Source organism: Alkalibacillus aidingensis, assembly GCF_014595945.1.
Taxonomy (GTDB): domain Bacteria; phylum Bacillota; class Bacilli; order Bacillales; family Alkalibacillaceae; genus Alkalibacillus; species Alkalibacillus aidingensis.
Genome location: NZ_JABXWU010000001.1, coordinates 145,024 through 169,842 on the forward strand (window position 1 = coordinate 145,024; position 24,819 = coordinate 169,842).

At 37.4% G+C, this 24,819-nt stretch carries 26 protein-coding genes; 19 read left to right on the forward strand and 7 right to left on the reverse strand.

Features of this window, described 5'->3' with window-relative positions:
• The first annotated feature begins 93 nt into the window (after nucleotides 1-93).
• Complete coding sequence (locus HWQ49_RS00755; RefSeq protein ID WP_188205661.1) at nucleotides 94-894, forward strand: inositol monophosphatase family protein; 801 nt, start codon at nucleotides 94-96, stop codon at nucleotides 892-894.
• Nucleotides 895-928: 34 nt separating this feature from the next.
• Here HWQ49_RS00755 and HWQ49_RS00760 read toward each other — a convergent pair whose 3' ends face one another.
• Nucleotides 929-1,108 carry a DUF5325 family protein gene (locus HWQ49_RS00760; protein ID WP_188205662.1) on the reverse strand — a complete coding sequence of 60 codons (180 nt, stop codon included), beginning with the start codon at nucleotides 1,106-1,108 and terminating at the stop codon, nucleotides 929-931.
• Nucleotides 1,109-1,240: 132 nt separating this feature from the next.
• Here HWQ49_RS00760 and HWQ49_RS00765 point away from each other — a divergent pair, with 132 nt between their 5' ends.
• Nucleotides 1,241-1,576, forward strand: coding sequence for a YlaH-like family protein (locus tag HWQ49_RS00765; protein ID WP_188205663.1), 336 nt, complete (start codon nucleotides 1,241-1,243; stop codon nucleotides 1,574-1,576).
• Between the two features lie 37 nt (nucleotides 1,577-1,613).
• Here HWQ49_RS00765 and HWQ49_RS00770 read toward each other — a convergent pair whose 3' ends face one another.
• The gene (locus tag HWQ49_RS00770) at nucleotides 1,614-1,817 is read right to left on the reverse strand and encodes a YlaI family protein (protein ID WP_188205664.1); all 204 of its coding nucleotides are present in this window, start codon (nucleotides 1,815-1,817) and stop codon (nucleotides 1,614-1,616) included.
• Nucleotides 1,818-1,954: 137 nt separating this feature from the next.
• On the opposite strand from HWQ49_RS00770, the gene HWQ49_RS00775 reads away from it, so the two are divergent.
• Nucleotides 1,955-2,203 carry a hypothetical protein gene (locus tag HWQ49_RS00775; protein WP_188205665.1) on the forward strand — a complete coding sequence of 83 codons (249 nt, stop codon included), beginning with the start codon at nucleotides 1,955-1,957 and terminating at the stop codon, nucleotides 2,201-2,203.
• 45 nt (nucleotides 2,204-2,248) lie between these two features.
• On the opposite strand, the gene HWQ49_RS00780 is transcribed toward HWQ49_RS00775, so the two are convergent.
• Together HWQ49_RS00780 and HWQ49_RS00785 are read right to left on the reverse strand one after the other, a co-directional pair.
• Nucleotides 2,249-2,836, reverse strand: coding sequence for a YhcN/YlaJ family sporulation lipoprotein (locus HWQ49_RS00780; RefSeq protein ID WP_188205666.1), 588 nt, complete (start codon nucleotides 2,834-2,836; stop codon nucleotides 2,249-2,251).
• 71 nt (nucleotides 2,837-2,907) lie between these two features.
• Nucleotides 2,908-3,384 carry a molybdopterin-binding protein gene (locus HWQ49_RS00785; protein WP_188205667.1) on the reverse strand — a complete coding sequence of 159 codons (477 nt, stop codon included), beginning with the start codon at nucleotides 3,382-3,384 and terminating at the stop codon, nucleotides 2,908-2,910.
• A gap of 123 nt (nucleotides 3,385-3,507) precedes the next feature.
• On the opposite strand from HWQ49_RS00785, the gene glsA reads away from it, so the two are divergent.
• From glsA to pyc, 3 genes are all read left to right on the forward strand, one after another.
• Entirely contained in the window at nucleotides 3,508-4,437 is a 930-nt protein-coding gene (glsA, locus tag HWQ49_RS00790) for a glutaminase A (protein ID WP_188205668.1), read from the forward strand.
• 83 nt (nucleotides 4,438-4,520) lie between these two features.
• A complete protein-coding gene (locus HWQ49_RS00795) occupies nucleotides 4,521-4,811 on the forward strand; it encodes a DUF1507 family protein (RefSeq protein WP_188205669.1) in 291 nt (96 codons plus the stop codon).
• A gap of 187 nt (nucleotides 4,812-4,998) precedes the next feature.
• A complete protein-coding gene (gene pyc / locus HWQ49_RS00800; protein ID WP_188205670.1) occupies nucleotides 4,999-8,442 on the forward strand; it encodes a pyruvate carboxylase in 3,444 nt (1,147 codons plus the stop codon).
• A gap of 29 nt (nucleotides 8,443-8,471) precedes the next feature.
• Here the strand turns inward: pyc and HWQ49_RS00805 are convergent, their stop codons facing one another.
• Nucleotides 8,472-9,398, reverse strand: a complete 927-nt coding sequence (locus HWQ49_RS00805) for a COX15/CtaA family protein (protein WP_188205671.1) — start codon at nucleotides 9,396-9,398, stop codon at nucleotides 8,472-8,474.
• 364 nt (nucleotides 9,399-9,762) lie between these two features.
• Here HWQ49_RS00805 and cyoE point away from each other — a divergent pair, with 364 nt between their 5' ends.
• From cyoE to HWQ49_RS00865, 12 genes are all read left to right on the forward strand, one after another.
• Nucleotides 9,763-10,698 (forward strand): heme o synthase, encoded by a 936-nt coding sequence (gene cyoE / locus HWQ49_RS00810; RefSeq protein ID WP_188205672.1) that lies wholly within the window; start codon nucleotides 9,763-9,765, stop codon nucleotides 10,696-10,698.
• A 97-nt stretch (nucleotides 10,699-10,795) separates the two neighbouring features.
• Nucleotides 10,796-11,980 (forward strand): cytochrome c oxidase subunit II, encoded by a 1,185-nt coding sequence (gene coxB, locus HWQ49_RS00815; protein ID WP_188205673.1) that lies wholly within the window; start codon nucleotides 10,796-10,798, stop codon nucleotides 11,978-11,980.
• 35 nt (nucleotides 11,981-12,015) lie between these two features.
• Nucleotides 12,016-13,872 (forward strand): cytochrome c oxidase subunit I, encoded by a 1,857-nt coding sequence (gene ctaD, locus HWQ49_RS00820; protein ID WP_188205674.1) that lies wholly within the window; start codon nucleotides 12,016-12,018, stop codon nucleotides 13,870-13,872.
• Nucleotides 13,865-14,485: a cytochrome (ubi)quinol oxidase subunit III gene (locus tag HWQ49_RS00825; RefSeq protein ID WP_188205675.1), complete on the forward strand. Its 621-nt coding sequence runs from the start codon at nucleotides 13,865-13,867 to the stop codon at nucleotides 14,483-14,485. The genes ctaD and HWQ49_RS00825 overlap by 8 nt, the downstream gene beginning before the upstream one ends.
• Nucleotides 14,485-14,805 carry a cytochrome c oxidase subunit IVB gene (ctaF, locus tag HWQ49_RS00830; RefSeq protein ID WP_188205676.1) on the forward strand — a complete coding sequence of 107 codons (321 nt, stop codon included), beginning with the start codon at nucleotides 14,485-14,487 and terminating at the stop codon, nucleotides 14,803-14,805. The genes HWQ49_RS00825 and ctaF overlap by 1 nt, the downstream gene beginning before the upstream one ends.
• A 265-nt stretch (nucleotides 14,806-15,070) precedes the next feature.
• Nucleotides 15,071-16,087 (forward strand): ABC transporter ATP-binding protein, encoded by a 1,017-nt coding sequence (locus HWQ49_RS00835; RefSeq protein ID WP_188205677.1) that lies wholly within the window; start codon nucleotides 15,071-15,073, stop codon nucleotides 16,085-16,087.
• Nucleotides 16,062-17,030 (forward strand): ABC transporter ATP-binding protein, encoded by a 969-nt coding sequence (locus tag HWQ49_RS00840; protein WP_188205678.1) that lies wholly within the window; start codon nucleotides 16,062-16,064, stop codon nucleotides 17,028-17,030. Before HWQ49_RS00835 ends, HWQ49_RS00840 begins: the two co-directional genes overlap by 26 nt.
• A gap of 52 nt (nucleotides 17,031-17,082) precedes the next feature.
• Nucleotides 17,083-18,768: an ABC transporter substrate-binding protein gene (locus HWQ49_RS00845; protein ID WP_188205679.1), complete on the forward strand. Its 1,686-nt coding sequence runs from the start codon at nucleotides 17,083-17,085 to the stop codon at nucleotides 18,766-18,768.
• A gap of 122 nt (nucleotides 18,769-18,890) precedes the next feature.
• Nucleotides 18,891-19,892, forward strand: coding sequence for an ABC transporter permease (locus HWQ49_RS00850; protein WP_188206493.1), 1,002 nt, complete (start codon nucleotides 18,891-18,893; stop codon nucleotides 19,890-19,892).
• An 11-nt stretch (nucleotides 19,893-19,903) separates the two neighbouring features.
• Nucleotides 19,904-20,836 carry an ABC transporter permease gene (locus HWQ49_RS00855; protein WP_188205680.1) on the forward strand — a complete coding sequence of 311 codons (933 nt, stop codon included), beginning with the start codon at nucleotides 19,904-19,906 and terminating at the stop codon, nucleotides 20,834-20,836.
• Nucleotides 20,837-21,028: 192 nt separating this feature from the next.
• A complete protein-coding gene (gene ctaG / locus HWQ49_RS00860) occupies nucleotides 21,029-21,940 on the forward strand; it encodes a cytochrome c oxidase assembly factor CtaG (protein WP_188205681.1) in 912 nt (303 codons plus the stop codon).
• A gap of 7 nt (nucleotides 21,941-21,947) precedes the next feature.
• Nucleotides 21,948-22,403 (forward strand): DUF420 domain-containing protein, encoded by a 456-nt coding sequence (locus HWQ49_RS00865; RefSeq protein WP_188205682.1) that lies wholly within the window; start codon nucleotides 21,948-21,950, stop codon nucleotides 22,401-22,403.
• A gap of 136 nt (nucleotides 22,404-22,539) precedes the next feature.
• On the opposite strand, the gene ytvI is transcribed toward HWQ49_RS00865, so the two are convergent.
• Nucleotides 22,540-23,598 carry a sporulation integral membrane protein YtvI gene (gene ytvI, locus HWQ49_RS00870; RefSeq protein WP_188205683.1) on the reverse strand — a complete coding sequence of 353 codons (1,059 nt, stop codon included), beginning with the start codon at nucleotides 23,596-23,598 and terminating at the stop codon, nucleotides 22,540-22,542.
• A 198-nt stretch (nucleotides 23,599-23,796) separates the two neighbouring features.
• Nucleotides 23,797-24,171 carry a YugN family protein gene (locus HWQ49_RS00875; protein ID WP_188205684.1) on the reverse strand — a complete coding sequence of 125 codons (375 nt, stop codon included), beginning with the start codon at nucleotides 24,169-24,171 and terminating at the stop codon, nucleotides 23,797-23,799.
• A 214-nt stretch (nucleotides 24,172-24,385) separates the two neighbouring features.
• On the opposite strand from HWQ49_RS00875, the gene ylbD reads away from it, so the two are divergent.
• Nucleotides 24,386-24,787 carry a spore coat protein YlbD gene (gene ylbD, locus HWQ49_RS00880; RefSeq protein ID WP_188205685.1) on the forward strand — a complete coding sequence of 134 codons (402 nt, stop codon included), beginning with the start codon at nucleotides 24,386-24,388 and terminating at the stop codon, nucleotides 24,785-24,787.
• Nucleotides 24,788-24,819 lie beyond the last annotated feature (32 nt).

The following is a 24,819-nucleotide window of genomic DNA, read 5'->3' on the forward strand; positions in this document are numbered from 1 at the left end:
AGGTTTATGAATATTTTAGCATATCTTGTCATGATATACTTAATGATAAACATAGCAGAATGACATTCGATCTGAAAAGGAGTTCTTGAAAAGATGAGTCAAGAAATAATTCAACAGTTACGAAATGATGCAAAGGAATGGATCTTAGAAGCGGGTGAGTTAATCAAAGAGTCCATGAATCAGCCTTTTGCGGTTGATACTAAAAAAGATAGAAAAGACTTAGTTACCGAAGTCGATCGACGCTCTGAGCAATTTTTCATTGATAAAATTAGTGAAAAATACCCTGACCACAAAGTTCTTGGTGAAGAAGGGATGGGAGAAGAGGTTACATCATTAGATGGGACGGTTTGGATTATCGATCCGATTGATGGGACTTTAAATTTTGTTCATCAACAGAGGTTCTTTGCCATTTCTATCGGGATTTATATCGATGGCGTTGGTGAAGTTGGTTTTATATATGATGTCATGGCTGATGATTTGTATGAAGGGGTCCGTCATCAAGGGGCTTATAAAAACGGGACACAATTAGATCCTATTGACCCACAAAAAACGCTTGAAGAATCGATGATCGGGTTAAATAATACATGGGTTATACCTAATCGCCGTTTAGATGAAAAGAAGATGCAGGAGTTATCTCGGAATGTTAAAGGTACACGTTCGTATGGATCTGCTTCATTAGAATTTGCTTATATTGCCGATGGAACCCTTGATGCTTATATTACCATGAGGCTATCGCCCTGGGACATTGCTGCTGGGATGATCATTGTAAGTGAAGTGGGTGGAGTGACAACTAGAGTGGATGGTTCAGAGATAGGCATGTTGAGTGGTAATACAGTTGTTTGTGCCAATCAAGCGATTCATCAAGAATTACTAACTTATATTATCGAAAAATAAAAGGACAACTCGCTCTGCCGAGTTATCCTTTTTGTTAATTTGCATCCTGTTGGTACAGTCGTTTTAATCTTAACCCATAGCCCATCATCCCAAAACCTAAAAATAGGAAAAGGATCAATAGTCCATAGCTCCTGTAGCTAATCGCAATTGCAGCAGCTACAAAACTGGCTACTACGAGTATCGCTAATAAAAGCATTTTTATTTCATGTTTCATCTCTCTTCACCTCAATAGTCTAAGTGTACATGATGTGACAAAATTTGAAAACATTAATTTTTTTATAGCATGGTAAAATTTAATTTAGTATGATTAAGGGTAGGAATGTCGAGAAGAGGGGGATTTAAATAGATGGACACGGAATCAATCCAAGCTGCGGATCAGCACTTTCGTTTTTCGCCGGTAGAAAGATATTTCTTTATTGATGTAGGTGGCGAATTAGGCTTCTGGTTATTATTTTTAACGATTGCGATTCTTGCTATTGTGACTTATAAATTAGGTTTTGCTAAGCAGTTACCAATACTTAAATCACTAATTGTATACATATTATTGATTTTAGGTTGTTTTATCCTAATTATATTTGCGATATTTTCATTACCGATTGTTGAAGTATTGATTGTCATTGCCTTGGTATTGGGGATTTATCGCTTCAGACTGCACCGGGAACGAGATGAACGGGATGAATAGATTGAATATAAAAGCCAGCTGATCCGATCAGCTGGCTTTATTTAATATAATCGTCTTCTTTTTCTGGTTCATATAATTTAAACTCTGAGCTTTTCTTTCGTTCGTTGGTTTTGTTCGCGATTCGATCGTGACACGCATCACATAAGTAGGATAATTTCCGTCTTTTTCTTAATTGCTTAGCCAGTAAAGAGAACGATTCTACCTGGTCTGTTTGATCACATAAAACGCATTTTACTCTCATGTATTTCACCTCATTTACTGCTCGTCCATTTGACCATTTTCTCTATTGTATCATGTTTAATCGATCTATGCTTTGAGGTTTGAAAAAATTAAGTATAGGGAAATGATCAATAAATAGATTGAAATGGAGGGATTATGGTGAAAAAGAAATATATCATCTCTTCTATTACTGCAATTGGGACAGGCTTGATATCATACGTTTTGATGGATGATGATCGAAGAGAACGTGTCAAAAAATATTTAGGCTTATCTCAAAGGTCTAATGAAGAGTCAGAGTTTCCAATCGAGCAAGCAGGTATGCCTGAGGTCGATCACCTCGAAAATGCTAATATGGTGTCTGAGGGATCTCAATTTGGAGTCCAATATTATAATGAGGTAAAAACGTAACGGTCACTAATAAACTCCCACGCCTAATGGGCATGGGAGTTACTTTTAGTTGTATTCAGTTTGTTGTGGTGTATCATCTGGTTGGTCATCATCGAAACGCTCTTCGTATTCAGGACCCTCTTGGCGTTCTGTTGGTGGGGTCTCTGGTATATAACGGCCAACTAGGTTGGCAATCTCATTTATAACTGAGTGAGTTCCTTGTCCTTGCTGGATACCTCGATTAATCTCATTAATCCGGTCAGTTACATCACCATCAGCAATCACAAATGCATAATGTCCATAAGGATCGTCTTTTATGGCTTCAGCTACCGAGTATTTAACTGTACCTACTCTTGAACGTTCTAGTTCACCAGATACATCTACACCAACAACTGTGTAAGCGCCGAAGACGAGAGCAGTTGCATCTTCTACCCCTTGTACATTGGCAGCAATTTCAGCTAGGCGCTCGGCAGCTTCACCATTAGTATGGTCACGATTTTGTTCGATCTCAGAATCGCGAACTTGGATAATGTGATTTTCATCAATCTCATCGTCAAGAGGTCGGTTTGGATTTTGACCTTGACCTTGTTGTGACATACAACCAGCTAAGAATAAAATCACAACCATCATGATGTTAAAATGTTTGTATCCCATAAACGAAAAACTCCTTTTTACCTTATTTTGTAGGTTAAAAGGAGTTTTTATGAATAGTAAATATAGGTTAATTATTTAATGGATATTTTATTAACACCTGTAAAAGGATCTTGTTGATTAGATCCATCTTGGAAAATAACATGAACGGGTCCATCTTCTTTTAATGGTTTTCCATCTAATGCAAATAATAAGTATGCATTCTCTAATTGTTCAAAAGTAATGGTTTGTTCACCATCAGTTGTATGTAAAATGGCTTCAGTCGCATTTTGATTGGGTTCAGCATTCTTAAGAAAATGATGAATTGGCATTACATAACTGTTTTCCAATACTTTTGTACGCTCATATCGAGTCAAACTTTTATTAACAGGTGGTCGTAACTTTTGCTGATACTCATCACGAGTCCATACTTCCTGTTGATCATTACCACTTTGGTCTTGATCAGATTTTTGAAAAGCTTCTTGAAGTTCAATTTTGCGATCATCAAATATCCAAACTGTTGGATCTAATGTAATTGGGAATCCAACATTTCCATCAATTTGTACAATCATAAGTACACCTCTTTCTAGGAAGATTAACTAATATGAATCACAGACAACATATGATACGTTAGTTAAGTCTGCTAGTAAGATTATATCGAAAAATTACCGATTATGCACTAAGGAGTGATTAGGATGACAGAAATTTCACAGAAGGATTTGGAATATTGGCTAGAACATGTACGAATTTATGCGAATAATGGGGATGTAGCTGATTATATTCCAGCTCTTGCAAATCAGCAGCCTGAAATTAATGCAGTAGCTTATTATCCGATTGATGGTGAGGTATTATACGCAGGGCAGTCAGAGTATACCTTTACGATTCAAAGTATTTCAAAAGTGATTACGTTAGCATTAGCATTAGTGCAACATGGGGAATCGGCTGTGTTTAATCGGGTGGATAAAGAGCCTACGAGTGATCCGTTTTATTCTATTGGTACACTTGAAGTAGAAGAACCGGCTAAACCTTCTAATCCCATGATTAATGCAGGTGCACTTGCAGTTACAAATATGATTCGTGGACGCGATTCAGAAGAGATGGTTCATGAAATCCTTAAATTAGTTAGAATGTTGGCTAATGATGAATCCATCACTTATGATGAAGAAGTAGCTAAATCAGAATTTGAAACGGCTTTTCTTAACCGTTCTTTGGCTTATTTTATGAAACAAAATGGTATTGTCACAGGAAGTGTTGAAGAGTTGTTAGATGTTTATACTAAACAATGTGCGATAACCATGACCGTTAAGCAATTAGCCAGAATAGGTGCTGTATTTGCTAATGATGGGCGTGATCCAGAAACAAATAACCCATTAGTCCCATCACATGTGGCTCGAATTTGTAAAACGTTCATGGTGACTTGTGGAATGTATAATGCATCAGGAACATTCGCTATAAATGTCGGGATTCCAGCCAAAAGTGGCGTTTCTGGCGCTATTGTTGGTGTGCTAAGGAATAAGGGTGGTATCGCTGTTTTTGGCCCTGCATTGGATGAGAAAGGAAATAGTGTTGTCGGCATTCACTTTTTGGAGAAGATGGCTCAGGAAAAACATTGGTCAATGTTCTAAAAACACCTATTTTTCTTGCATTTTGCTGCCTTAGGTTATAGTATAATAAAATAGGTAGGATTAATAGGTGAGGGGGAATCGAAGTGTCATCTCATACAGCGCTTGAAGAAAATGAACAAGCACTAGCCCTCTTAAAGGCAGATGCGGATAAAATTTTGCAACTGATTAAGGTGCAGATGGACAACTTAACTATGCCTCAGTGCCCTCTTTATGAAGAGGTTCTAGATACACAAATGTTTGGACTTTCTCGTGAAATAAATTTTGCTGTTAGGCTAAAACTTATCCATGAATCGACTGGTAAGGAAATTATGGAAAATTTAGAGCGAGAATTAAGTGCCCTTCATGAGGCAGCTCAGGCACAACAGTCTTCATAGTGTTGGTTCATGACAAATATTATAAATCTTAAAGGAACTCAAACTAAATATAGTTTGGGTTTTATTTTAACATTTTATAGTCTGATTTTTATGAATATTTATTCAATGATAAAGGAATATCGCAAAGAATGTAGAAATTAATGCAAGTGGGTATAGTAAAAAAAGACTGACTATATGGAGGGTCAACATGAGTGAAATTAAACCATTTAATAAGGTTTTGGTCGCTAACCGAGGTGAAATTGCCATTCGAGTTTTTAGGGCTTGTACGGAAATGGGCATTCGAACAGTAGCGATCTATTCTGAAGAAGATACAGGTTCATATCATCGGTATAAAGCAGATGAATCCTATTTAATCGGAGAAGGAAAAAAGCCGATTGAAGCTTATTTAGATATTGAAGGGATTATTGAAATTGCTAAAGAGGTTGGAGCTGATGCGATTCATCCTGGTTACGGCTTCCTTTCCGAAAATATTACGTTTGCTAAGCGCTGCGAGGAAGAAGGCATCACCTTTATTGGTCCTTCTAGTGATATGCTAAATACATTTGGTGATAAAGTAAAGGCACGTGAACAAGCTATTAAAGCGAAGATTCCAGTGATCCCCGGGACAGATGGACCTGTTGCGTCGATTGAGGAAGTTGAATCGTTTGTTGAGCAACACGGTTTACCTATTATGATTAAGGCTGCCCTAGGTGGGGGTGGACGAGGGATGAGGATTGTCCGTTCGCAAAACTCATTAAAGGAATCATACGAACGTGCAAAATCAGAGGCTAAAGCAGCATTTGGTAGTGATGAAGTATATGTTGAGAAGTTGGTCGAGAATCCAAAACATATAGAGGTTCAAATTTTAGGGGATTTAGCTGGCAACATCGTTCATTTATACGAGCGTGACTGTTCCATTCAAAGACGCCACCAAAAGGTTGTTGAAATTGCACCAAGTATATCTTTAGCTGATCAACAGCGTGATGAAATCTGTCAAGCTGCTGTGAAATTGATGGAGTCTGTCGATTATATTAATGCTGGAACGGTAGAATTTTTAGTGACAGATAACGAATTTTACTTTATTGAAGTCAATCCACGAGTTCAAGTGGAACATACGATTACTGAGATGATTACAGGTGTTGATATTGTTCAGTCTCAACTGAGAATTGCGATGGGGCATCACTTACATGATGATGTTATTGGCATACCAGAACAAAGTAAAATCACAACACATGGCTATGCTATTCAATCACGAGTCACAACTGAAGATCCACTTAATAACTTTATGCCCGACACGGGTAAGATTATGGCTTACCGGACAGGTGGTGGCTTCGGTGTTCGCTTAGATGCAGGAAATGGTTTTCAAGGTGCTGTAATTTCACCTCACTATGATTCATTACTTGTTAAAGTGTCAACATGGGCTTTAACTTTTAATCAAGCAGCTAAGAAGATGGTTCGTAACTTAAAGGAGTTTAGAATTCGAGGAATTAAAACGAATATCCCATTTTTAGAAAATGTTATTCAACACAAAAAGTTTATTAATGGAACATACGATACAACGTTTATAGACTCCACGCCGGAGTTGTTCGTATTCTCTAAGAGAAAGGATCGAGGGACTAAACTCTTATCGTTTTTAGGATATACAACGGTTAATAGTCCAGTCCAAACTGGGGTTGATAAAAAGCCAATCTTCCCTAAACCACGGTTACCCGAAGTGTCAAAAACCATAGCCCACCAACGAGGCACTAAACAGTTATTAGATGAAAAAGGACCAGAAGCAGTTGCCGAATGGATGAAGGATCAAAAAGAAGTGCTGTTAACTGATACGACTTTCCGTGACGCACACCAATCATTACTAGCAACAAGGGTACGAACGAAAGACTTAATAAGAATCGCGGAGCCAACATCCAAACTCCTACCTAATTTGTTCTCAGTTGAGATGTGGGGTGGTGCTACGTTTGATGTATCGTATCGTTTTTTAAGAGAAAACCCTTGGGAACGTCTGCAAAACTTGCGCGAAAAAATGCCTAATGTGTTATTCCAGATGTTACTTCGAGCGAGTAATGCCGTTGGTTATAAAAACTACCCAGATAATGTAATTGAAGAGTTTGTTGCAACAAGTGCAGAAGCTGGTATCGATATCTTTAGAATATTCGACAGTTTAAATTGGATTGAAGGAATGAAACCTGCAATTAAGGCAGTTCGTAATCAGAATAAGATTGCAGAAGCTTCTATTTGTTACACGGGGGATATTTTAGATCCGACGCGCGATAAGTATGACCTGGACTATTATCTCGAAATGGCTAAGGAATTGGAGAAAGCGGGGGCCCACATTCTTGGCATTAAAGACATGGCAGGCTTATTAAAGCCGGAAGCTGCTTATCAGTTAATTACAGCTCTAAAAGAAGAAATCAGCATTCCTATTCATTTGCATACACATGATACTAGTGGAAATGGAGTCGCCATGTATTTAAGAGCAACGGAAGCGGGAGTAGATGCTGTAGATGTGGCAGTAAGCTCAATGGCAGGTAATACGTCTCAACCTAGTGCCAATAGTTTGTATTATGCTTTAGAACAGCACGATCGTCAGCCTAATATAGATATTGAAGCTTATAACGATTTAGCAAGGTACTGGGAGGATGTCAGAGAGTATTATAGTACCTATGAAAGTGGAATGAAAGCTCCTCATACGGAGGTTTATTTTCACGAAATGCCTGGTGGACAATATAGCAACCTTCAACAACAAGCTAAAGCTGTAGGATTAGCTGACAAGTGGGATGATATTAAGGAGATGTATCGCACTGTTAATGATCTATTTGGTGATGTGGTTAAAGTAACACCGTCGTCCAAAGTGGTTGGTGATATGGCACTCTTTATGGTTCAAAATAATCTAACAGTAGATGACGTCTATGAACAGGGTGAATCCTTAGATTTTCCTGATTCAGTCGTTGAATTTTTCCAAGGATATATTGGTCAACCGTATCAAGGCTTTCCTAAGGAGCTGCAACGGATCGTTTTAAAAGGTCGGCAAGCTATTGAATCACGTCCGGGTGAACAACTGAAGCCGGTAAACTTTGAGGCGTTAAAGGAACAGTTATTTGAAAAATTAGATCGCCAAGTAACTCCGTATGAAATAATTTCTTATGCATTATACCCTAAAGTATATTTAGACTATCAGAAGTTTGTCCAACAATACGGAGATATCTCTGTGTTAGATACACCTGCTTTCTTGTTTGGGTTACGCTTAGGTGAGGAGATTGCAGTTGAAATTGAGCAAGGTAAAACCCTCATTGTGAAATTAGTATCCATCGGTGAGGCTCAAAAGGATGGTACTCGTGTCGTCTACTTTGAATTGAATGGACAACCTCGTGAAGTCGTTGTGCGTGACGAGAGCATTCAAGATGTCACAGAAACCAGGGTCAAAGTAGATGAGAATAACCCAAATCAGATTGGAGCTTCAATGCCAGGAACAGTTGTCAATGTCATAGTTAAAGAGGGGGAACTTGTAAAGAAAAACGATCATTTAATGATTACAGAATCTATGAAGATGGAGACAACGATTCAAGCGCCTTTTGAAGGGAAAGTCAAACGCATTTATGTAAGAGATGGTGAGTCCCTAGAGACCGGGGATCTATTAATTGAATTAGAATAAATAAAAACTAAGCACTGATCAATTTAGGATCAGTGCTTAGTTTCTTTTCTAGCTACTCTTATTGACAACATAATGAAATAGCAAAGTAAAGCAAAAAATAAAGATATCATGGTTGCGTGCATTAAAGAAATTGCGCTGTTTAGAACAGTGATCACAATAAGAGCTCCTAAAATAACTTGACTGATCATAAATAGCGACGCGATTAACCAACCAATATATAGAACACGATCTTGCCTATAGTGTTTATAGATATAGATTAGTAATCCAATAACCCATATAAATAGCGTACCAGCCAACATACGGTGTCCCATCTGAATCGCTTGTTCTAATGTGTAAGAGTTAATACTGAATGGCTGATCATTTACACAAAATGGCCAATCTCCACAAACAAGACTTGATTGTTTATGCCTAACTAAAGCCCCGGTATACACAACAATCAAGGTGAAGACAAATAAGCTGTAAAAGTGTAATCTTAGCTTTTTAGGTATCTTAACGGTAGCGGTATTAAATGTTCTGTCCACGTTAAAGATAATGACAGCCAATAAAAATACCGATGCAAAAGAGATCAGTGAAATACCGAAATGTAAAGCTTTAATTAGATCGGATTGCTCGAATATCACAGCTGCAGCACCTAATAATGATTGGATCACAAAAAATAGGATTGTTGTTATAATGAGAAATTTTGATTCTCTTACATGCTTAAAATATTTCCAAGCCTGAAAACATAAAAGAGCAATGAACAAAATAGAGACACCGGTAACAAGCCGGTGACTATACTCAATGATCAATTCAAAGGTAATATTTGAAGGGATTAGCTCACCGTGACAGAGTGGCCAACTACGACCACACCCTAGTCCAGATTCGGTCTTTGTTACAAGAGCTCCTCCGACTAACACGAATAACATAATCATAACAGATATGACTGCTGTAACTTTTGGATGAAATAATTTACTCATTTAATCTAAGAACACCTCACTTTGTCTGAGAAGCTTCTTAGACTATCTTAATATATATCGCTCAGTTTGGAAAATAAATTCGTTACAAATTTATAACATTTTAAGATGAGATGAAAAATGTAACTAAATTTTAATATTTGTAGTTACAAAATTAGTCGAAATATGCTAACTTAAAGTTTGATTGTGATTTCTCACATATTTTTCACATATTTTTCACAACTAAAACGATTTAATGTGATTAAATAGAAGTGTAAGGATTTACATGGTACAATATGATTGAATTATGATAAATAAACTAAGTACCCTTTTAAGAATAAGATCTATCTGATCTTTATATAGAAGGTCGAGAGGAAGGTCGAGAAACATGAGTGAGTCACGCTCTTTTTCTACAACATCAAAGGTTGTAGATAGCCCTCAAACGATTTTAAAACAAGTATGGACTGACTTCCTTGCCTTAATTAAGATTGGTATTATTAATTCTAATCTAATGATGACTTTCGTTGGTTTTTGGCTAGCTTTATACTTTACAAACCAGGCACCCTTAAGTTACTGGCAGGAATTTTTGTTAGTCATGGTAGGTACAGCGCTAGTTATTGCTGGTGGCTGTGTTCTTAATAACTATTATGACCGTGACATTGACTGGAATATGTCACGTACGAAAAAACGCCCAACTATTACAGGTACAATCCCACTTTCCCTAATACTAAGCTTAGGAATTGCATTTTCCATAATTGGGATTATATTATTATACTTAACAACGCCAATTGCTGCGTTATTCGGCTTTATAGGTTGGTTTGTATATGTCGTTTTATATACCATGTGGTCAAAACGCAGGTATACAATAAATACGGTAATCGGAAGCTTTTCAGGTGCTGCACCTCCATTAATCGGGTGGGCGGCAGTAGATGCTACATTACACCCAGCAGCATTTGTCCTATTTTTAATTATGTTCATCTGGCAAACACCACACTTCCTCGCTTTAGCTATCCGCAAGAAAGAGGAGTACGGGTTGGTTAATATACCGATGCTACCAGTAGTTCATGGTAATGCTATTACTAAACGTCAAATCGTTATTTATACAGTTTGCTTACTACCGTTACCGTTTTATTTCTTTTCACTCGGGACGGCATTTATTGTGTTTGCGAGCCTCCTTAATTTAGGGTGGGTTATTTTAGGTTTTTATGGATTCTATATGAAGGACGATGATAAATGGGCTAAGTGGATGTTCATTTATTCGTTAAATTATTTAACTCTATTATTTTTTGGATTTTTGATTGCTACGATTCCAAGTTTACTGTGATTCAATTAAGAAAATATTTTTTCTTAATTAAGAATATAAAAATGCATTGAACATGCATGACAACAATGAATTAAGAGAAAGAGAGGTATCAAAAAAAATGAAAGGCTGGATGAGTCGGATTAAAGCGGTTTTTGCTTTATCAGTGTTAGCCTTAATCCTATCGGGCTGTGGTGAGCCATTCTTAAGTGCACTACAACCGAGAGGTGAAGGTGCTGCAATGATTATGGAATTAATGATCTTGAGTACTGTCATTATGTTATTCGTCTTTCTAGTGGTAATGATCATTTATGTGTTTGTTGTCTTTAAGTTCCGTCAGAAGAAGGGACAAGAGGATCATATTCCAAAACAGACAGAAGGTAGTCATGCCTTAGAAACACTTTGGACAGTTATTCCAATTATTTTGCTATTGATTCTAGCAGTACCAACTGTTCAATACACGTTTGCATTAGCAGACATGAATCCAGAAGTAAATGAAGAGGGAGAAGAAAACGAGCAGATTTGGATCGATGTAACTGGTAAACAATACTGGTGGCATTTTGAATATGAAGGCTTAGATATTACAACGAGCCAAGAAATTTATATTCCAACAGATCGTCGTGTTTATCTATCTATGATCTCTGATGATGTTATTCACTCATTCTGGGTTCCATCAGTACAAGGTAAGATGGATGTTAACCCGACAGGGAACCAAAATGAAATGTTTATCCAAGCAGAAGAAGAAGGTCTATACTGGGGTAAATGTGCCGAGTTATGTGGGCCATCACACTCATTAATGGACTTTAAAGTAGTTGCAGTGAGCCCTGGTGAGTTTGAACAATGGGTAGAGGATATGCAGGGAGTCACTGGAGAAGAGGTCCCTGAGTCAGATACTGCACAAGACGGGCAAGAATTATTCTCAGACAACTGTTTAGCTTGTCACGCAGTTGGATCATCACCAAACAAGGTTGGTCCAAACCTAACAAGTTTTGCTGATCGTGATAAATTAGCAGGAGTATTTGATTTTACTGAAGAGAATTTGTATGAGTGGATTGATACTAAAGGTGAAAACATGAAACCTGGAAATATGATGGTTGATGCACCTTATGATTTAGAAGAAGAAGAAATTTATCAAATTATTGAGTACTTAATGACTCTAAGTCCTAGTGAAATTACTCCAGAAAGTGCTGAAAACGGGGTTTATCAGGACTCGGATCTAAGCAATCTCTTCCCTGAAGAAGAGGAAGAAGACGATGAAGAACAAGAAGATGAAAATGACGAAGTAGAAGATGAAGAAGAAGAGTAACACATAACAACATATGATTAAGGGAGGTTAAAAGCGTGAGCACGACAGCTAATCAAAAAGCTGGTTTTGGATCCACGTTGTGGGAATATTTGACGACCGTTGACCACAAAAAGATTGCGATTCTATATTTAATCGGCGGTCTGTTTTTCTTCCTACTTGGTGGACTCCAAGCGATGTTAATTCGTATTCAGCTAATTTCGCCAGATAATGAATTTATCTCTGCACAGTTCTATAACGAATTGATGACAATGCATGGTACGACAATGATTTTCCTTGCGGCGATGCCATTACTATTTGCTTTAATGAACGCCGTACTACCGTTACAAATTGGAGCGCGTGATGTTGCTTTCCCTTTTGTTAACGCGCTAGGTTTCTGGCTGTTCTTCTTTGGTGGTATTTTCCTAAACGTTTCTTGGTTTGCAGGAGGAGCACCAGATGTTGGTTGGACAGCATATGCACCATTATCTATTTTCTCTGAGGGACACGGTGTAGATTATTATGCGATCGGTTTACAGATTTCAGGTTTTGGTACGTTGATGGCAGGTATTAACTTTATTGTTACTGTTATTAATATGCGTGCACCTGGTATGAGTTTTATGCGTATGCCGTTGTTTACATGGACTTCATTCATTGCAAGTGTCCTTATTTTATTCGCATTTCCAGCATTAACAGTAGGTTTATTCCTATTAACATTTGATCGCCTGTTCGGTGGTAACTTCTTTGATCCGGAAATGGGTGGTAACGTTATTATTTGGGAGCACTTATTCTGGATTTTTGGACACCCAGAAGTATATATTTTAATACTACCTGCATTCGGTGTCTTTAGTGAGATTATACCTACATTTTCGAAGAAGCGATTATTCGGTTATTCTTCAATGGTGTTTGCGACTGTGTTAATCGCATTCCTAGGTTTCATGGTTTGGGCACACCATATGTTTACAGTTGGTTTAGGACCAATTGCTAACTCAATTTTTGCGGTTGCAACGATGGCAATTGCGGTGCCAACTGGTATTAAGATATTTAACTGGTTGTTTACGATGTGGGGTGGAAACATACGCCTTACCTCTCCAATGGTGTTTGCATTGGCGTTTATCCCTACATTTACTATCGGTGGTATTACCGGGGTTATGCTTGCATCAGCTGCAGCAGACTTTCAATACCACGATTCTTACTTTGTTGTAGCTCACTTCCACTATGTAATAGTTGGTGGTGTTGTATTAGGTATTTTTGCCGGATTAATTTACTGGTGGCCAAAAATGTTTGGTACGATGTTAAACGAGAAGTTGAATCATTGGTTCTTCTGGCTATTCTTTATTGGTTTCAATTTAACATTCTTTGTCCAGCATTTCTTAGGACTAATGGGAATGCCACGTCGTTACTGGAAGTTCTTACCGGACCAAGGTTTAGACTTATTTAACTTAATTAGTACAATTGGTGCCTTCTTTATGGCTGCAGGTACGATCGTGTTCTTATATAACGTAATTGTAACTCAGCTAAAAGGTGAAAAAGTATCAGGCGACCCTTGGGATGCACGTACGCTAGAGTGGGGTATTCCGTCACCACCACCTTTTTATAACTTTAAGCAAGAGCCTTTAGTACGTGGATTAGACCCATTATGGGTTGAAAAGCGTCAAGGTAACGGTAAAATTCAACCTGCTGAGCCTTTAGGTGATATTCACATGCCGAACAACTCATTTGCGCCATTTATGCTTTCACTAGGTCTATTTATTGCAGCATTTGGTGTGGTGTATCAAGGAAGCATGTGGGTCTTAGCAGCTATTGGATTCGCTATTACAGCAGGTAGTATGTTGTATCGTTCCATGAAGGATGATTTAGGTTACCATATTCATAAAGAAGACTTAGAAAAAGAGGGGGATGGTTCTAATGGCTGATGATATGTTAAAATCAGGTAATCTGCCGGAAAATCCTGAAAGAGCCACCCTTGAAGGTCGCAATAAATTTTTAGGATTTTGGTTCTTCCTTGGTGGAGAAACTGTATTATTCGCAAGTTTATTCGGTACGTATTTAGCATTACGTAATTCAACTGTTGATGGTCCGTCAAGTCAAGAATTATTTGGTCTTGGGTTAGTTTTCTTAATGACGGTTATCCTATTAACAAGTTCATTAACAAGCGTTTACGCGATGTACCATATGAAAAATAATGATTTTAAGAAAATGCAGCTATGGTTAGGAATCACTGTTGTATTAGGATTAGCTTTCCTAGGGCTTGAGATTTATGAGTTTGTACATTATGTACATGATTATGAATTTGGCTATACAACATCAGCCTTTTCAACAGCCTTTTACACCCTAGTTGGATTCCACGGTGCACACGTTGCATTTGGTTTAGCATGGATCATTTCATTAATGGTACGTAATGCCAAACGTGGATTGAACTTATACAATGCTCCGAAGTTCTACGTTGCAAGTCTTTACTGGCACTTCATTGACGTTGTATGGGTATTCATCTTTACAGTTGTTTATTTGATGGGAGTGGTATTATAATGGTAAACACCAATTCCTCTAATCAGAAAAAACATTTTTATAAAAAGAAGCATAGAGATCAAATGAAGCATCAAGTGCTTACGTTTGCTATGATGATCGCTTTTACGATTATAGCTTTTGGATTAGCTATGGCAGACGTCAGTCCGATGTTTACAGTTCCAATTATCCTAATATTAGCGGCTGTGCAAGTTCTTTTTCAGTTGTATTATTTTATGCACATGAACGAAGAAGGGCATCAATGGCCATCCGTAATGATTTATTCAGGTATTTTCGCTGCATTTTTAACCATTTTGGCTTTAACGACCATCGTATGGTGGTAAAATTTAATTACTTTTTAAAGAAGGTACAGTTCAATCTGTACCTTCTTTTTTTATGTATTTAGTTAAAAATATGAACTTCATTGTGATAAAGAATATTACTAATTTTTAATGAATATATAGTGGAAAAGAAGAAATTTCCTAAAACATCTTGATTATTGTCTAGTTATTCAGTATATTTATAAACAATTAATAATATTTGTAATATTCTATTAATCAGAAAATTAGACAATTTTCGTCACTGTCACACTCATAAGGGGGAACCATTATGTCAGATGTCATTTTAGAGCTAAAAGATTTACATACTCACTTTTTTACTGATGGTGGTGAAGTGCCAGCCGTTGATGGAGTAAGCTTTAAATTACATAAAGGAGAAGTTGTTGGTATCGTTGGTGAATCAGGCTGTGGAAAAAGTGTGACTTCCTTGTCCATTATGCAACTCGTTCCAAATCCACCTGGAAAAATTGTTAGAGGGGAAATAAATTTCAAGGACGACAATTTAGTTAATTTTAGAGAAAAGCGAATGAAACAGATTCGTGGTAATGAAATTGCTATGATTTTTCAGGAGCCAATGACGTCTTTAAACCCTGTTTATACAATTGGTAATCAACTCGTTGAGGCGATTAGAATGCATCGAAAGTTAAGTAAAAATGAAGCACGTGCTAAGGCAATAGAGATGCTTCAGTTAGTTGGGATTCCAAGATCTGATGAAGTTATTGATGAGTACCCGCATCAGCTGTCGGGTGGTATGAGACAGAGGGTGATGATCGCGATGGCTATGTCATGTGATCCTGAAGTCTTGATTGCAGATGAGCCAACAACAGCATTGGATGTAACGATACAAGCCCAAATACTTGATTTGATGAGAAAGTTAAATCAGGAACAGGATACGGCCATCCTATTAATCACCCATGACTTAGGCGTGGTGGCAGAAATGTGTGATCGGGTTGTTGTGATGTATTCTGGCCAAGTTGTTGAAGAGGGGACGGTAAGGGAGATATTAAAAGATCCTAAGCATCCCTATACAAAAGGTCTCATTCGTTCTCTACCAAAAATTCACGAAAAGGAGCAAAAACTATATTCAATCCCAGGAACTGTTGCTAAGCCGACAATGGACGCAACAGGTTGTCGTTTTGCACCACGTTGTGAATTTGCGTTTGATCGTTGCTTTAAAGAAAATCCTGAGCTCTACCAATTAGCTAATGAACGAAGTAGTAGATGCTTTTTATATGACAACGAAGAGAGGGGAGTAGAAGAGCATGTCCAAACCGATTCTAGAGGTTAACCATTTAAAGAAGTACTTCGACGTTAAAGGTGGCGTTTTTGGTCGGAAAGTTGGCGAAGTCAAAGCTGTTGACGATGTTTCGTTTACTGTAAATGAAGGGGAGATCTTGGGGATCGTTGGTGAATCAGGCTGTGGTAAGTCAACAACTGGAAAAGCATTATTGCGACTAATAGAACCGACTGATGGGGAAGTGAAATTTGAAGATCAAGATATCACGTCGATCTCATCGGAACAGATGAGGCTATTAAGAAAAGACATGCAAATCATCTTCCAAGATCCATATGCATCGTTGAACCCTCGCCATACTGTAGAGAAGATCATCGGAGAACCATTGTTAGTGCACGGAATGAATTCAAAAGAAGAAAGAAAAGCTCGTGTTAAAGAATTATTAGAAGTTGTCGGGTTACGGCCTTATCATGCGTCAAGGTACCCCCACCAGTTTAGTGGTGGTCAAAGACAACGAATAGGAATTGCTCGTGCTTTAGCTAACAATCCCAAATTAATCATTTGTGATGAACCTGTTTCAGCTCTTGATGTGTCCGTTCAATCGCAAATCTTAAATTTGATGGAGGATTTAAGGAATCAATTTAATTTAACATACATATTCATTGCACACGATTTGAGTGTTGTTAAGCACATTAGTGATCGTGTCGGAGTGATGTATTTAGGCAAAATGGTTGAACTAGCAGATAAAGATGAAATATATGAAAATCCTAAACACCCTTATACTCAGGCATTATTATCAGCAGTTCCTGTTGCTGATCCTGATGAGGAAAGGGATAGAATTATCTTAGAAGGGGATGTGCCGAGTCCTTCCAATCCACCTTCTGGATGTCCATTTCATACAAGGTGTCCATTAGTAATGGATGTTTGTAAAGAAGATAAACCACAATTTAAGGAAGATGGGGATCAACATTTTGTTGCCTGTCATCTATATAACTAGTGATTGGTGATGAAGTGTTTGACTATAAAAAAATTTTTAGGGGGTAATATTAATGAAGTTTAAGTACTCATTTCTGCTTGCAATCATGCTTGCATTTGTACTTGTACTTGCTGCTTGTGGTGATGATGACGATGTAGCGTCTGATCCAGAAGACAGCGATCCAGATGACTCAACAGAGCAAGAGTCAGATGACGAGACAGATGATGAACCAGAAGTTAGTGATGATGATGAAGTTCTAATCTATGCTCGTGGTGGTGACTCTGAAAGTTTAGACTATGCTAGTACAACAGATGGAGAATCTTCTCGTGTAACCAAGCAAATCTATGAGAGTTTATTAGATTTTGAAGATGAATCATTTGATTTAAAACCTGGTTTAGCACATGACTGGGATGTGAGTGATGACGGTTTAGTTTACACCTTCTATCTAGAAGAAGATGTTACTTTCCATGATGGTACTGATTTTAATGCAGATGCTGTTAAAACAAACTTTGAGCGTTGGTCTGGTGCTGATGATACTTATTCATTTGAAGATGACGGATACGTTTATTCAATGTATGGAACAATGTTCGGTGGTTTTGATGGAGACGATGGTCACGTAATTGATGAAATCAACGTGATTAATGATCATGAAATTGAGTTTGTGTTAAGTGAACCTCTAGGTTTCTTTTTACAAAATATGGCGATGAGTTACTTTGCTATCACTTCACCTGCAGCATTAGAAGAATATGGACCAGAAATTAATGAAAACCCTGTAGGTACAGGACCATTTGAATTTGTTAGCTGGGATCGTGATGACCAAATTGTATTAGAGAAGTTTGATGATTACCGTGTGGAAGGATTACCAAAATTAGATGGTGTCATTTTTGAAGTTATTCCTGATAACTCTTCACGTTTAATCTCTCTTAACTCTGGCGAAGTCCATATTATGGATGGTTTAAATCCAGATGATGCGGCTGGAGTTGACGCAGCAGAAGAGACGGTTCTTTATAAACGTGCAGCAAACAACTTTGGTTACTTAGGTTTCCAACATGAGAAAGAACCTTTAGATGACGTTTTAGTACGTCAGGCAATTAACCATTCAATTGACCGTCAAGCAATTGCTGATGCCTTGTATGCTGGTTACGCTATTCCAGCTGCAAACCCGGTACCACCTGGATATTTGGGTTACAACGACGATCTTGAACCATATGAGTTTGATTTAGATCGTGCAGCAGAGTTATTAGAAGAAGCTGGTTATGCTGATGGTTTTGAAATTGATTTATGGACGATGCCGGTTGCACGCCCATATATGCCATCACCAGAAACAGTAGCTGAGATCGTTCAAAATGACTTAGCACAAATTGGTATTGAAGCGAACATTCACAGAGAAGAGTGGGCGCCATACTTAGAAAAAACAGACGCGGGTGAGCATGAGCTGTTTATGCTTGGTTGGTCTGGTACAAATGGTGATCCTGACTACTTCTTAGGTGCCCTATTGCACAGTAGTAATATTGGTTCAAGTAACGCTTCTTACTATAGTAACGAAGAAGTAGATGAACTGTTAGATCAGGCGAAAAGAGCTGTTGAACCAGAGGAACGTGCGGAGCTTTATGCACAAGCGCAAGAAATTATCTATGAAGAGTCTGCGATGATTCCGTTAGTCCACTCTGAGCCGGTTTTAGCTTCATTAAGTAATGTACAAAACTATGTACCACATCCATCTACAAGTGAATCTTTAGCTGAAGTGGAGTTGCAGTAAATTTTTAATGATGGAGGGTAGTAGAGTCATTCTACTACCTTTCATTCTTCATATTAAACGAATTAAATCACGATATTTTATGTTTTCGACATGGATACATACGAATGAATCGAGGTGAAAACATGTTAGCCTATACAACACGCCGATTATTAATAATGATTCCTGTTTTATTTGGGATGACGTTGATTGTATTTTCAATTGTTCATTTAATACCCGGTGACCCAGCACGGGTAATCTTGGGTGAGACAGCAACTGAACAGGCAATTGCTGATTTACGAGAGTCGATGGGGATCAATAGACCATACTTCGTCCAATATGGAATCTATCTTGCTGACTTAGCCCAAGGAGATTTAGGAACATCTTTACGGACGAATAAAAGTATTACAAGTGAAATTGGCCCAAGAATTGCAGCCACCTTCGAACTAACGATCTTTGCGATGATCTTTGCTATTATTATAGGGATTAATGCAGGTATTATCAGTGCGTGGAGGCAAAATTCATGGTTCGATTTTTCAGCTATGATTTTTGCTTTAGTGGGTGTATCTATGCCTGTCTTTTGGTTAGCTTTAATGGAACAATGGATTTTTGCTCAAGAGCTAGGTTGGCTACCGTCATCTGGTAGGCAAAGTAGTCTAGATCCAATTGAACCGATCACGTATTTCTTTGTACTAGACTCTATTTTACACATGGATTTTGAGCGAACTATATCTGTATTAAAACATTTAATTTTACCTAGTGTTGCATTAGGCACGATACCGATGGCGATTATAGCTAGAATGACCCGTTCAACCATGTTAGAAGTGATGAAATCGGATTATATTCGTACTGTTCGGGCAAAAGGATCAGGACAATTCTTAGTTATCTATAAGCATGCTTTACGAAATGCCATGATTCCTGTTTTAACGGTTATTGGGTTGCAAACAGGGGTGTTATTAGGAGGAGCGATTCTAACTGAGACGATCTTTAGTTGGCCTGGCATCGGACGATATGTGTATGAAGGGATTAATTATCGTGACTATCCGGTAATTCAATCAGGTATTTTAGTTATTGCCTTTATTTTCGTCATAATCAATTTAATCGTTGACCTACTATATGCTTATATTGATCCAAGGGTTAAATATTAGGGGGATTGCAAATGGAAACAAAAGATAATACTCAACCAGTTGAACAGATCGGATCGAACCCTAATGACCAAAACTATCATGTTGATTCCGAGGAAATAGAAGCGATTTCTCCTTGGAAGGACGCTTTAAGACAACTAAAAAAGAGCCGCTTAGCAATTTCTGGTTTATTAATTATAGTATTTTTTGCGTTGTTAGGGCTACTAGCCCCATGGGTTTCACCTCATGAAATTGATGACATGATACCTGTTAATCGCTTGCAGCCTCCATCTGCAGAACACTGGCTAGGAACTGACCATTTAGGTAGAGATATATTAACGAGAATTGCATATGGAGCAAGGATTTCATTAATGGTTGGGTTTGTTGCGGTTACGGGAGCATTAGTCTTTGGTACAATTTTAGGAATTGTTTCTGGGTACTTTGGACGATGGGTTGATATGTTGATTTCAAGAATCTTTGATATACTTTTAGCCTTTCCAAGTATTTTATTAGCTATTGCAGTTGTAGCCATTTTAGGTGCATCTTTACAAAATGCTTTAATTGCCATTGCTATCATTAATATTCCAATATTTGGACGTTTAGTTAGGTCTAAGGTTATTAGTTTAAGAGAAGAAGAGTATATCATGGCTGCTAAAGCGCAAGGTATGAAAAATGGAAGAATTTTAATGCACCATATTCTTCCTAATAGTTTGGCACCTATCATTGTGCAAGCAACTCTTGGTTTTGGTACAGCCATTTTAGAAGCAGCGGCACTTGGCTTTTTAGGACTTGGAGCCCAGCCACCTACACCTGAGTGGGGCAAAATGTTGGCTGATTCTCGAGACTTTATTCAATTAGCTCCATGGACACTCGTTTTCCCTGGAGTATCGATTATGCTTGTGGTACTAGGCTTCAATCTAATTGGAGATGGTTTGAGGGATGCATTAGACCCAAAGATGAAGAACTAAAGGTAAAAAGGGTAAAAGTAACATACTATCATAAATTGTCATTAAACTAAACCTAGGTTGTTGACCTAGGTTTTTTTAATTTCAACAATTTTATTAACGTCTGCCGAAATGGTCGAGTATTCAATTGGATTGTTGTATACTAAAGGATGTAAGATGAAAGAGACGAATTTGACCGCTGAGGTGAGCAAAATTATGTGGGATAAAATACAAATTTTTGGATTTCAAGCTTTGTGGAGTCCGATGATTATTTTGATATCGTTATTATTTATGGTTTTATACTTTTTATTTACAGGACCTTTAAAACATAAAACAGGGTTAACAGAGGAACCGACTAGGGGCCAAAAGATATCTATGTACTCTGCGATCTTGTTGTTTTATGTTGTAAAAGGATCGCCATTGTACTTATTATCACACATTGTCATGATGGCACATATGACTCAGATGGCTATCTTTTATTTAATTGTACCACTACTAGTCATCAAAGGGATCCCTGAACCGTGGTGGAGGAAGATCTTTGAAACGCCAGTACTTAAACAGGTACTTAACTTACTTACCAGACCAATTATTGCCTTACTGTTTTTCAATGTATCATTCTCACTATACCATATACCTGAGATTCTGGATTTTTCAAAGACAAGTAACTGGATCCATTGGCCAGTGACACTATTCATTTTGTTTGCGGCGTTTTGTATGTGGTGGCCGATTATGACTCCGTTTAAAGATCGTGTCTTAATTAAACCATTATATAAAATACTTTACATGTTCGGGAATGGTTTATTAATTACACCAGCTTGTGCGTTAATTATTTTTGCTGATCAACCATTATATGCAACATATTCTCAACCAGATGCGTTCATGACTGCCTTAGCATTATGCGTGCCTACGAGTGTTTTATCAGGCATGAACCTCGGAGGACCTCAAGTTTTCTTAAATATGCCATTAGTCTATGATCAACAAGCAGCAGGGATTATTATGAAGGTGACACAAGAGTTTCTTTATGGAGGTATACTAGCCAAAATCTTTTATGATTGGTATCAGAGTGAAAGTAAAGGAATTGATCCACTACCACAACAATCCGTGTCAGTAAACGCAGAAAGAGGATGATTTAACTATGCCATTTTTACCTACAATCAGTACATTTTTTATCGTCGTTAGTGCTATCCTTGTGGCGATTGGGTGGGGTTTTATAGCTAAAGGAAATTATCGAGCTCATAAACTCACTATGTTAGCTGCAGCCATTTCTGCGTTAACATTCTTTATTCTTTATGTATCAAGGACTGTTTTTATTGGTAATACAAGCTTTGGTGGACCTGAAGAAATGCAGTTGTACTATACTATTTTTATGGTATTTCATATCATCTTAGCTACTACAGGTGCCATATTTGGACTTGTTACGTTATTTTTAGCTTTCAAACGCCGTATTGAAAAACACCGAAAAATTGGTCCAATAACTAGTGTGATCTGGTTTTGCACGGCCATTACAGGAGTAGTCGTCTATTTATTACTTTACGTCATTTATGATGGTGGACATAGCACAAGTGTATTTCGTGCAATCCTTGGAGGATAAGAATTAGAAAATGATAGATTCTCGACCACCAACGGCTCATTCATCAACTTCGCAACATGACCGTTGTAACAGTAGACACCACCATATTTAGTATAGAGCTTAAAAAAACAGTGCCAAGAGTGGCACTGTTTTTTAGTTAAAACCTAATTCGCCATTTAATAATTCCTGCTTCTTTAGCTGAGTTAAAGACAATGACAACGATTGGACCTAAGAAGAAGCCTAAAACTCCAATCAATTGTAACCCAATATACATAGCAATTAGAGTTGGTAGTGGTCTAAGGCCGATATGATGCCCCATAACTTTTGGCTCGACCGTTCTTCTAATCGTCAATAAGACAATGGCCAAGACACCTAGCTGTATGCCCATTAATGTATCACCAACTAAAAACATATAAATAGACCACGGAGCAAGGATAATGATTGATCCAATGATAGGAATTAAATCGACTAACCAGATCAAAAGAGACATAATAAAGGCGATCTCAGGGGTAATATAAATTAAACTGATTAATGTTACCGTAAAGATAATTAAGCTGACAAGGAGTTGGGCTTTGAAGAATCCCAATAGAACATGTGCTAACCTTTCGTTCATGAACTTAAACTTTTCTTTCGTTTTATCTGTCATCATACCGTACATTTTATGACGCAAATTTGGCATATCAAGCATGAATAAGAAAAGAGCAATCATGTATACGATAAAACTTATTAGAAATTCTGGGATTTTCATGACTGCCGGTACAAGATTTTCAATATCAATCCGATCCGTTATTTGTTCAGAAAAAGACTCTAAGTTATCAATCGCAGCGCTCTCAACCTCTTTAACAAAGTTAGACGGCCAGTCCTCTGTAAAAGTATCAATTTGGTCTTGTAAATTTATTAGAGTACTTTCAACATTCTCGATATATTCCGGTGCATTCTCTGCGATTTTTACAACTTGACCAATTGTTTTCATTGTTGTATATGTACCGATCGTTCCAATTAATATTAAAAACAATAGAAAAACAACCGTCACCGCAATAACTCTTGACATTCTGAGCCTTAGCATGAACATTCGGATGACTGGGTTTAGAAATAAAGCTGTAAAAAATGCTAGAATAAGTGGGATTGAAATAGGTAAAATAAAATAACCAATGATGATTAGAATAATGATGGCAAAAAAGATTGTCCATTGTTTCTTAGAAATATTTTTCAGCAATGCAATTTAAGTCTCCTTTCCCAACAGTTACATCCATGATAGCATGTTCAGAAGCTTAAGAATAGTTTGGGGTTCTAAATATTTTGATGATTAATAAGTCTATAATACTAATTAGTATATAGTAACTAAGAACTGATATGATTATTTTTTAAAAGGTGACCCTGAGTTTAAAAACTAGGGTCACCTTCTTTAAGTGGGTTATTGAGCTTTCTTCTCTTGGAACTCTTGTAACTCGCTCTCAACTTTTGATAAGACACGGTTAGTTCTTTCAAGTACATTGTTAGGGAAGTCTTCTTCACCATATTCAACACCGTGTGGGTAATAGTGCTTACCTAATAAAGGTGTCATCAGCTTTATGAGAGCTTTTCCAGAATCAATATCTCCTTCAACAGCTATTCCACGTACTCTTAAATAGTAAGTAATGTTTGGTTCTGGTGAGTTAATCTTCAAGTCATAAGTCACACGCTCATAGTCCCATTGTCCAGCTAAGACAAACCCATTATTCTCTAAAATATGAGTTAGTGGCTGGAGATCGACTAAGGTACCATCGATTGAAAATTGTTCTATTTTCATTTCGTTCACCTCTTCTAAATTCTTCTCATCAAATTCATCATATTATGAAATCGGTAATTTATCAATTATTTCGTGACAATTATATTACTGTGTAACAAATTATTCATATTCTCAATTGTAAAGTTTACTGAATGAATCATGAACTGAATTTGAACCATTTAACCGTTAGTTTCGTATCTTATAGTAGGAATTATTCGTTAAAGGAGTGAGTTAAATGGGATATATTCGTTTACCAAAGGAAGTGGAGGAGTTTAAGAATTTCATTATGTATTACCCAGGTGTGGCTGAAGAAGTTAAGCGAAATGTCTATACATGGCAAGAAATATTTGATATTTGGCAAAAAGAAGGTGAAAACTCTCCATTCTGGGATCAATTTAAAGCAAGCCCTTCTTCAGAAGGAAAAAGTTCACCACTTAATTCTGGAAAGGTTCACGATGTCATGAAAAAGGTCGCCGAATTAGATGTGGATCAAGTTGAGAAAAATATCAGACAACTATCAAAAGCTTTAGATCAAATCCAACAATTAAGTCATCAGTTTAAAAGCCAAGGTAAACAACTTCCTTTCAATCAGAAACCTGGTCCTTACCATGACCCAAATCGTTTTCCAAAGTTTTAAATCTGTTGGTAATATGACTAGGATTTTGATAT